General features: G+C 34.8%; 7 protein-coding genes. 5 read left to right on the top strand and 2 right to left on the bottom strand.

What is annotated here, in order from left to right; all coding sequences use genetic code 11:
• Window positions 1-2,419, bottom strand: a 2,419-nt coding sequence (gene lon, locus ABF281_RS02820) for an endopeptidase La (protein WP_347180181.1), incomplete at its 3' end; no start/stop codon positions are given.
• Between the two features lie 188 nt (window positions 2,420-2,607).
• Here lon and ABF281_RS02815 point away from each other — a divergent pair.
• Window positions 2,608-3,750, top strand: a complete 1,143-nt coding sequence (locus ABF281_RS02815) for a cysteine desulfurase family protein (RefSeq protein WP_347180180.1) — start codon at window positions 2,608-2,610, stop codon at window positions 3,748-3,750.
• Window positions 3,751-3,790: 40 nt separating this feature from the next.
• Here ABF281_RS02815 and ABF281_RS02810 read toward each other — a convergent pair whose 3' ends face one another.
• Window positions 3,791-6,694 (bottom strand): FAD-linked oxidase C-terminal domain-containing protein, encoded by a 2,904-nt coding sequence (locus ABF281_RS02810; RefSeq protein ID WP_347180179.1) that lies wholly within the window; start codon window positions 6,692-6,694, stop codon window positions 3,791-3,793.
• A gap of 693 nt (window positions 6,695-7,387) precedes the next feature.
• On the opposite strand from ABF281_RS02810, the gene ABF281_RS02805 reads away from it, so the two are divergent.
• From ABF281_RS02805 to ABF281_RS02790, 4 genes are all read left to right on the top strand, one after another.
• Window positions 7,388-8,338: a GDP-L-fucose synthase gene (locus ABF281_RS02805; RefSeq protein ID WP_347180182.1), complete on the top strand. Its 951-nt coding sequence runs from the start codon at window positions 7,388-7,390 to the stop codon at window positions 8,336-8,338.
• A gap of 2 nt (window positions 8,339-8,340) precedes the next feature.
• A complete protein-coding gene (gmd, locus tag ABF281_RS02800; protein ID WP_347180178.1) occupies window positions 8,341-9,468 on the top strand; it encodes a GDP-mannose 4,6-dehydratase in 1,128 nt (375 codons plus the stop codon).
• Between the two features lie 187 nt (window positions 9,469-9,655).
• A complete protein-coding gene (locus ABF281_RS02795; protein ID WP_347180177.1) occupies window positions 9,656-10,132 on the top strand; it encodes a phosphoheptose isomerase in 477 nt (158 codons plus the stop codon).
• Between the two features lie 11 nt (window positions 10,133-10,143).
• Window positions 10,144-10,569: an adenylyltransferase/cytidyltransferase family protein gene (locus ABF281_RS02790; protein ID WP_347180176.1), complete on the top strand. Its 426-nt coding sequence runs from the start codon at window positions 10,144-10,146 to the stop codon at window positions 10,567-10,569.
• Window positions 10,570-10,853: the final 284 nt, after the last annotated feature.

Below are 10,853 nucleotides of genomic sequence, written 5' to 3'. Positions count from 1 at the left end.
TGGTTAGAGCGAGATCTAATACTTGCTTGATTTCAGTTACATAATGAAACTTTAACCCCTTCAGATAAGAATCTTTAATTTCTTCAATATCTTTCTTGTTTGCTTCACATAAAATGATCTCTTTGATATTTGCTCGTTTTGCAGCTAATATCTTTTCTTTAATCCCTCCTACAGGAAGCACTTTACCTCTCAGTGTAATTTCACCCGTCATGGCTAATTTAGATTTTACTTTCCTCTGTGTCAAACTTGACACTAATGAGGTAATCATCGTTATCCCAGCACTTGGACCATCTTTTGGCGTTGCTCCTTCAGGAACATGAACATGAACTTTATAGGCTTCTAGCACTTTTTGTTTCACGCCCAAATCTTCTGCATTGGCCTTGATATATTCTAAAGCTATGGTTGCAGATTCTTTCATGACCGTTCCTAGATTCCCTGTAATTGTCAACCCTTTTCCTTTGGATAAAATAGACTCAATGAATAGTATATCTCCACCCACACTTGTCCATGCCAATCCTGTAACGACTCCAGCAACTTCATTGTTTTCATATTTATCGCGCTCCATTCTTGCTGGACCTAATATAGCTTCAATATTTTCGTGGCTTAAGGATACATCATATGATTCCTCCATCGCAATTGATTTGGCAGCATAACGCACCAATTTTGCAATTACTTTTTCTAAGTTACGCACTCCAGACTCTCGAGTATACCCAGCAACTACAAACTCTAATTGGGCTTTTCCTATTTTTAGATGAGAACTTTTCAATCCGTGTTCTTTCAATTGTTTTGGTAACAAATGTTTCTTTGCGATTTCCATTTTCTCCTCAATGGTATATCCTGAAACATTTATCATTTCCATACGATCTCTCAATGCCCATGGAATGTTACCAATATTGTTAGCCGTAGCGATAAACATCACTTTGGACAAATCATAGCCTACTTCTAGAAAGTTGTCATAAAAAGCTGAATTTTGCTCAGGATCTAAAACTTCTAACATCGCAGAAGAAGGATCCCCTTGCATTCCAGAGGCCATTTTATCAATTTCATCTAACACAAATACAGGATTACTCGTTCCTGACTTTTTTATGTTTTGTATCAACCTACCAGGCATGGCACCAATATACGTTTTACGGTGTCCTCTGATTTCAGACTCATCACGCAAACCTCCTAACGCCATTCTAACGTATTTTCTGCCCAATGCTTCAGCAATAGATTTTCCAAGAGAGGTTTTTCCTACCCCCGGAGGGCCATACAAGCAGATGATTGGAGACTTCATATCTCCTTTAAGTTTTAATACGGCCAAGTGCTCAATAATTCGATCTTTAACTTTTTCTAGCCCAAAATGATCTCTATCCAGTGTTGCTTCTGCTTCTTTTAAATCGAACTTGTCTTTGGTGTATGTGTCCCATGGAAGTTCCAACATCAACTCTAAGTAGTTTCTTTGAATTGCATATTCTGGCATCTGAGGATTCAAACGTTTCATCCTCAGAACTTCCTTTTCAAATGTTTTCTGAATCTCTTTAGACCATTTTTTTTCCTTTGCCTTTTTGTTTAACTCTACAATTTCAGTCTCATGCGAGTTACCTCCTAACTCTTCCTGAATGGTTTTTAGTTGCTGATGTAGATAATATTCTTTTTGCTGTTGATCTAAATCAACTCTTGTTTTGTTTTGGATATCATTGCGTAATTCTAAACGCTGCAACTCAGTATTTAATTTTTTCAAGGTAGCAATGGCTCTATCTTGAAGACTATTTACTTCTAACAACTCTTGCTTTTCTTTGACGGACAAATCAATATTTGAAGAAATAAAATTGATTAAAAAAGAATTACTTTTTATGTTTTTGATTGCAAACGTTCCTTCGGAGGGAATGTTTGGATTTTCTTCAATAACACTCAATGCAGTTTCTTTTACTGTTTTGATAATCTCTTTAAACTCCTCAGTATCTTGAACAAAACTATCTTCAATAATCTCTGTAGTGACCGCTTTTATGAAAGGTTCTTTTTGGATCTCTGCTTCTAAACGAATTCTCTTTTTTCCTTGAATGATCACTGTAGTATTACCATCAGGCATTTTCAATACTCGCAAAATTTGCGCAACCACTCCAGTATGGTAAATATCGTCAAAAGAAGGATTTTTACTTGCGGAATCTTTTTGAGCTACAATTCCTAATATTTTATCTCCTTTATTAACTTCCTTAATCAATTGGATCGCTTTGTCTCTGGTTGCTGTAATCGGAATCACAACCCCTGGAAACAATACAGTATTTCTTAAAGGCAAAATAGGTAACATTTCAGGCACCAATTCCTTATTCATTTCAGCTTCATCTTCTGGACTTAACAATGGAATTAAATCAGAATCTTCATCTATCATGTCATGGAAAGATAAAGTATCTATTTTTATGTTTTTTTGTCTACTCATATGGAAAGAGTGTCATTGTGACACCCTGAATGTTTTTTGGCTACTTGATTGTTCCGTAAAGATACAGAGATTCAGGTAGGGGTTAATACTTCTTACCTACCTAAGTCAATATTGATGCCATATCTACTAGACTGACAAATTGTAAATTACTATGGTGTATTCACGATAGAACTTGTACTTTTGTGAATATGAAAAGAGTTTATTTAGATAACGCAGCTACCACTCCTTTATTACCTGAGGTTACTGAGGCCATGATTCAAAGCATGACCAATACTTTTGGTAACCCTTCCTCTACACATACTTTTGGACGTGGTGCAAAGGCCGTGATTGAAAATGCTCGAAAAAACATAGCGAAACACCTAGGATGCACAACTTCTGAATTGGTTTTTACATCTGGCGGTACAGAGGCCGATAATTTTATACTGAAAAACGCAGTACAACATCTAGGAGTCGAACACATCATTACCTCAACCCTAGAGCATCACGCTGTATTACATACCATAAACTTTTTAGCCACAAAAGGAACTGAAATTTCTTATGTAAACACACTAGAAAATGGTTCTATTGATTATAAACATTTAGAAAGGTTATTACAGAACAACAACAAGAAAACCCTAATTTCATTGATGCACGTAAATAATGAAATAGGGACAATTTTAGAATTGTCAAAAGTAATTGCTTTGAAACAAAAATATAAGGCTCTATTTCATAGTGACACGGTACAATCTATTGGCCATTTTGATCTTAACTTATCGACTTGTGATATTGATTTTATTGTGGCCGCAGCGCATAAATTTCATGGTCCAAAAGGAATTGGATTTGCTTATTTTAGAAAAGGGACAGGAATACATCCAGAAATCTTAGGAGGTGAACAAGAGCGAGGCTCTAGAGCAGGTACAGAAAACACCTCTGCCATAGTGGGTATGGATAAAGCTTTATCTGTTTGTCTTAAAAACTTAGTAAAAGACACTGCTTATCTTAAAAATCTAAAAGAATATTCAATTGCTGAAATAAAACAAAAACTTCCTTCAATAAAATTTAACGGCGTTTCTGAAGACCTTAATCTTAGTACACACACGATCCTCAATATTCAGTTAGAAAAAGACTTACCGATGCTTCTCTTCCAATTAGATATGAAAGGAATCGCTATTTCAGGAGGTTCTGCATGCCAAAGTGGAAGCCACAAAGGATCTCATGTTTTACAAAGTTTTTTATCAGATCAAGCACAAAAAAACACTTCTGTCCGAGTATCATTCTCAAAACAAACAAGCAAAGAACAAGTTGACTACTTCATACAGGAGATGGTTACCCTGGTCTCACAAAAAAAATAAGATTTATGTCTACCTTAACGAATGTTTAGGGGCTAACGAGTTAAGCCAATGCTTTTCTCAAAACAGTTATCGCATGGAGACTATCTCTTTGGGTTCCATCTTTAATCTGATGTCGACAACTGGTTCCTGAAGCCACAATAAGTGTTGATTTATGAGCATTTCTAACTTTTGGAAATAGAGAATCTTCACCCATTTGCATACTTACTTCATAATGTTCTTTTTCATAACCAAATGAACCAGCCATCCCACAACAACCCGTGTTCAAAATAGTGACTTTATAATTCTTAATGATATTGAGCATATCAAAGGTAGCCTTTGTAGTACTCAATGCTTTTTGATGACAATGCACATGAATTTTCACGTCTAACGCCTCATGGGTAAAGTCTATAGCGCTAATGTGACCTGATTCTATTTCTTTACTTATGAATTCTTCAATCGTAAAAGAATGCTTAGCTACCTTTTTCGACAAATTTTTATTTGTGCACAACCTCAAATACTCATCTCTAAAGCTTAGAATAGCTGAAGGTTCTACACCAACCAAACAATGTTCCTCACTTAACACTTCACCAAATACTGTAACATTATCATTAGCAACCTTCTGGGCTTCTTTTAAGAAACCTTTGGAAAGCAAAGCTCTACCGCTTTCAGCATGGTCTAAAAAGATACATTGATAATTTAATTTATATAACAATTCGATGGCATCAATACCGATTTGTACGTCGTAAAAATTAGTAAACTCATCATTAAAAAAATATAGTTTTTTTATCGGATTGGGCAGCTGTAATCTTTGTTCATTGTTTTCAATCCAATGTTTTAATGTGTGCTTCTGTACTCTGGGTAAAGTTCTCTTCGGACTGATACCCAATATGTTTTTTACCCATTTCGTATTTCCGATGATATTGATAAAACTACTGAAAGCAGCATATTTTTGGTTGACACCATTGACTTTTGCAAATATTTTATTCCTTAAAGAATAACCATGTTCTTCTTGATACTGGAATAAAAATTCTGACTTCAACGTAGAAACATCTACATTGCTTGGACACTCACTTGCACAAGCCTTACAACTGATGCATAAATCAAAAACTTCTTTTAAACTTTGATCATCAAACTTATTGGTAGAAGTGTTGTGAGTCAATACTTCTCGCAAAGCATTGGCTCTGGCCCTGGTGGTATCTTTCTCGTTTTTAGTGGCTCTATAACTTGGACACATCGTCCCGCCTGCATCAACAGATTTTCTACAATCTCCAGATCCATTGCATTGTTCAGCCAAACGAAGAATTCCTTGTTGGTCTGAAAAATCCATCAAGGTATCAATAATCGGTTCTTTCCTATTTACCTGATATCGAAGATCTTCATCCATCGGAAGAGGAGCTACAATTTTGCCTTTATTAAAAATGTAATGAGGATCAAAGGTCTCTTTTAACGCTTTGAGTATAGCGTAGTTCTTCTCCCCAATCATCATTGGAATAAACTCTGCGCGAACAATACCATCTCCATGTTCACCACTTAAAGAACCTTTGTACTGTTTGACAAGCTTGGCTACGCTAGTGGTGATTTTTCTGAACAAAAGGACATCTTCTTCGACCTTTAGGTTTAGAATAGGACGCAAATGAATTTCACCAGCACCAGCGTGAGCATAATAAACTGCTTGCTGATCAAAACCTTCCATCATTTTTGAAAAATCTGCTATGAAATTTGGCAAATCTGCCAGACTAACCGCAGTGTCTTCTACGCAAGCAACAGCTTTTTTATCACCAATCAAATTTCCTAAGGCCCCAAGACCTGCTTTGCGCAACTCGTGAATTCCATTGATTTTATCCTTAGTCACAATGGGATGTGCATAGCCAAAATTGTTTTTCTGTAAATCCAAGATCAACTGATTGGCTTGATTTTCTGCATCTTCTATAGTTTCGGCGGCCACTTCTAACATTAAAACCGCTGCGGGATCCCCTTTCAAAAAGGTTCTATTTTTCTGTTGAGACCTGATCGATTTGGTACAATCCAAGATTATTTTATCCATCAACTCACAATTATATAATCGATGTTGCATCGCTACAACTACCGACTCCATACATTCCTGTATGCTATCAAAATGAGAAGCAACCATTATTTTTTGGGAAGGCGGCAATAAGTCCAACTGTAAAGTAATTTCAGTTGTGAAAGCCAATGTTCCTTCACTTCCACACAATAGCTTAGCCAAGTTGATTGTTTTTTCTGTACCCCCAAACAACTCAAATTTCAAAAACTCATCAATGGCATAACCCGTGTTTCTTCTGTGGATGTCTGGATTGGGGAACTCTTCTTTGATGTTCTGTTGAACTTCTTGCTGTATAAAAGTGTCTAGAACCATTTTATAAATAGCACCCTCAATTGTATTCAATCTTGATTTCTCGAGGAACGTTTCCTGATCAACGGCTTCAAAAACGACTTCACTTCCATCACTCAATATGGTTTTTAGGGCTATTATCTTGTCCCTTGTAACCCCATATCTAATAGATGTTGTCCCTGAACTGTTATTGCCAACCATCCCTCCTATCATACATCTATTTGCAGTTGAAGTATTTGGTCCAAAAAACAAACCATCAGCCTTGATATATCTATTTAAATCATCCCTTATCACACCAGGCTGAACCGTTATTTGTCTTAACTCTTTGTGATAAGCTAATATGTTCGTAAAGTGCTTAGAAACATCTACAATCAACCCCTCTCCAACGCATTGACCTGCCAAAGAAGTACCTGCTGTTCTTGGAATTAAAGTTATTTTTTGTTCATGAGCAAAAGCAATCGTTCGTTTTAAGTCCTTTTCATTTGTTGGAAACACAACCCCTAAAGGTATTTTTCTATAGACAGAGGCATCTGTTGCATAAATATTTTTATGCAGTTGATCCGCTAAAAGCGTTCCGTCTAATTTTTTTTCTAATCCCTTGAGCAATGTGTTCATACGTTCAAAAATAAAGAAATGAAATGGTTTTCATTGTATCTCAACGAATCATAATAGAAATTTTTTATTTCGCTAACAATAAAAACAAAACTATCGATAGGTTGACCTTGAAAATTATACCCAAATCACAACATCTTTTTATACAAAAGGAAACATAAAACAAGGCTAGTTATAAAATTCATGTGGGAACACAAATGATTATTGACAAACAAGTTGAAAGCAAAAACGAAGATCAAGTTATTTATTGATGTTCGTTTTTTGAATGCTTTAATCTATAAAAGGTTAGGTCAAAACGAATTTAGTATGTATTTTTGCTACTGAAATTGACTTAAAATACCTTTTTACAACAACAAAATCGCGACTCGTTTTTAGTTGAGAGAAAAGTTGATTATTGTTAATTATTACACAAATTAAACAAGAAAGAAAGTGCGTAAAATTTTAATTAGACTCCTAACAACAACTAGTCTGCTTAGTGTTCATAATATATAAAATAGTAAGATGTACAAGATATATTAAAATCATTTAAAATGAACATTTGCATTAACAGCGAATAATTGACAGGACGCAAATACCATGAGGAGAAATGGAAAGAACTATATTTTAGAAAAAGGAGGACACAGATTTTCAAGTTCAGGATTACGAAAAGAAGTGCGAAAAAAAGAGAATTTAAACAAGAATATTATATAGATGAATATCAAAAAAACAACAAAAATATACATCGCTGGTCACAGAGGTATGGTTGGTTCAGCAGTATGGAGAGCATTAGTATCTAGAGGGTATTCTAATTTGATTGGAAAAACTAGCGCTGAACTTGATCTTAGAAATCAACAAGCTGTTACTGATTTTTATAAAAGAGAACAACCTGAAGTAGTAATCGATGGAGCGGCAAAAGTTGGTGGTATTTTAGCAAATAATGATTTTCCTTATCAGTTTTTAATGGAAAATATGCAAATTCAGAACAATTTAATTGATGGCGCACATAAGGCAGGTATCGAAAAATTTATTTTCTTAGGGAGTTCTTGTATCTATCCGAAATTTGCACCACAACCATTAAAAGAAGAATACCTATTAACAGATTCTTTGGAGCCAACGAATGAGTGGTATGCTATTGCAAAAATCACAGGTGTAAAAGCCTGCCAAGCTATTCGCTGTCAATACAACAAAGATTATGTAAGTTTAATGCCTACCAACTTATATGGATCATTTGATAATTTTGACTTGCAATCTTCACATGTATTGCCAGCAATGCTGCGTAAATTTCATGAGGCCAAACTCAATAACCATTCAGACGTAACGCTCTGGGGGAGTGGAACCCCAATGCGAGAGTTTTTATTTGTAGATGATATGGCAGAGGCTGTGGTTTATGCTCTAGAGAATAATACACCAGAATACTTATACAATATAGGTACTGGAAAAGATATTACGATTAAAGAATTGGCAGAGAGTATTCAGAATGTAACAGGCCATCAAGGAAAAATTCTATGGGATACTAGTAAACCAGACGGAACCCCGAGAAAACTAATGGATGTTTCCAAGATGGCAGCAATAGGATGGAAATATTCAACTGAGTTAGAAGATGGTATTAAAAAAACATATAATTGGTTTTTACAAAATACAGATAAGATTAAAGAAATAAAATTATAATTATGAAAGTTGCATTAATAACTGGGGTTACAGGTCAAGATGGATCTTATTTGGCAGAACTACTGTTAGAAAAAGGATATGAAGTTCATGGGATTAAAAGAAGAGCTTCGTCCTTAAATACAGATAGAATAGATCATTTATATCAAGATCCCCATCACCCAAATCAACGCTTCAAATTGCATTATGGTGATTTAACAGATGCAATGAATCTTACTAGAATTATAGAAGAGTGTCAACCTGATGAAATTTATAATTTAGGTGCCATGTCTCATGTTGCAGTTTCTTTTGACACCCCTGAATATGTTGGAAATGTTGATGGTTTGGGTACGTTGCGTATTTTAGAGGCAGTCCGTTTATTAGGCTTAGAAAAGAAAACGAAAATTTACCAAGCCTCTACTTCTGAACTCTATGGAGGAATGCCAGAAAATAAAAATGACAAAGGTTTTTATGATGAAAATTCGCCTTTTTATCCAAGATCACCTTACGGAGTTGCTAAAATATATGGTTTTTGGATTACCAAAAACTACAGAGAGGCTTATAATATGTTTGCATGTAATGGTGTTTTATTCAATCATGAAAGTCCCAGAAGAGGTGAAACTTTTGTGACTCGTAAAATTACACGAGCGACTGCTAGAATTGCTTTAGGTCTACAGGAAAAATTCTATCTGGGGAATTTAGAGGCCAAACGAGATTGGGGACACGCCAAAGATTATGTTCGTATGATGTGGATGATCTTGCAGGCAGAAGAGCCTGAAGACTGGGTAATTGCTACTGGAAAGACCACAACGGTTAGAGAATTTGTTAGACTAGCTTTTAAAGAAGTTGGTATTGAACTAGAATTTAAAGGAAAAGGAATTAATGAAACAGCAGTAGTTGTAAAATGCAGTGATCCTAGGTTTAAAATTGAATCAGGAACAGAAGTTTTATCAATAGACCCTGCATATTTTAGACCAACTGAAGTAGATTTATTAATTGGAGATCCCACCAAAGCAAAAGAAAAATTAGGCTGGGTGCCAGAACATAATCTAGCATCATTGGTAAAAGACATGATGCACTCTGATATAAAACTGATGCAAAAAGATCAATATTTGAAAGAGGGTGGATATTTTATTAGTAACAATCCTGAATAGTTTTTGTTTTTAATTAAATAATAATACATCATTCACTTACGATAAGGATTCAACTTCTCATTATGATGTAAAAAGAGTTCATTAGTAAAATACTTTTCTTACTGATTCAGCTGAATATAACATGGTGTGGTTAAACAATTTATTTCAGGAAAATAACTTGAGTATTCTAAAAAATTACAATGGATAAATGTATCAAGAAATAAAAAAAAATATCGAATCTTTAAGATTCAAAGTAGTTTCTCATGATTTTGAAAGACCTTGGGGTGGGTTTTTAGTAATAGATGAAACCCAAGCACAAGAATTTTCAAACAAATTCTTTAGAGGGTTAGATGTGAATTCTTTAAAAATTGGAGGTAAGTTGAGTCCTAAAATACTTATTGTAAAACCAGAAGCTAGATTGTCTTGGCAATACCACAACAGACGTGCTGAAATTTGGCAAGTATATAAAGGATCGGCTGGAATCATTAGAAGTAATACAGATACTGAAAACGAAATTAAGGTATATGATGAAGGAGATCAAATTGTATTACAACAAGGCGAAAGGCATCGCTTGATAGGTCTAGATGATTATTGTGTGGTGGCAGAGATTTGGCAACATACCGATGCGAACCACCCTTCGGATGAAGATGATATTATACGAGTGCAAGACGACTTTGGAAGATAAAAAAGCATGCTATGAGCAAGAAAAAAGGAATGATTGTATCTGGATATTTTAATCCCATACATAAAGGACATATTGAGTATTTTAATAATGCGAAAGCCTTGGCTGATGAATTGTTTGTAATTGTAAATAACGATCATCAAAGAGCCTTAAAAGGATCCAAAGAGTTTCAGCAAGAGTCAGAACGTATTTTTATCGTCTCCAATATAAAATCTGTTAATCATTGTGTTTTGTCAATTGATGAGGACAGAACCGTTTGTAAAACTATCGAAAAGATTTTCTTGGAATTTGGAAGTGAATATGACTTTAGTTTTGCCAACGGTGGCGATCAAAATAATGACACGATACCAGAAAAACCGATTTGTGATCAAATGGGTATCGCATTAATTGATGGGATAGGTGATAAAATTCAGTCTAGCAGTTGGTTATTGAAAAAATAAACCTCTTCATTTATAATTGATTTATATCTTCGTTTATTATTCATGCATACTTGGTAAGAAATTTGTTCTTCGGTCTGCAAAGTTTTAAGAAGCAGAGATCTAGCTTTTTTTAGTGGAATCTATCATGAATAAAGCCAGAACCCATTCAGATATCTTTACTTTCAAACAAAATACTTATTTGAATAACAATTAAGAGATACGAATTGTTATTTAACTATAGTTCCCTTGTGGTTCTGCTGCTTGATTAATGTGTTCTTGTGCTTCTTTAACCGTTACTTGACCAT

Origin of the sequence: Wenyingzhuangia sp., from assembly GCF_039768515.1 — a bacterium.
Classification (GTDB): domain Bacteria; phylum Bacteroidota; class Bacteroidia; order Flavobacteriales; family Flavobacteriaceae; genus Wenyingzhuangia.
The sequence above is the reverse complement of the archived record's forward strand: the minus strand, read 5'-3'. Positions and strand labels throughout refer to the sequence as shown.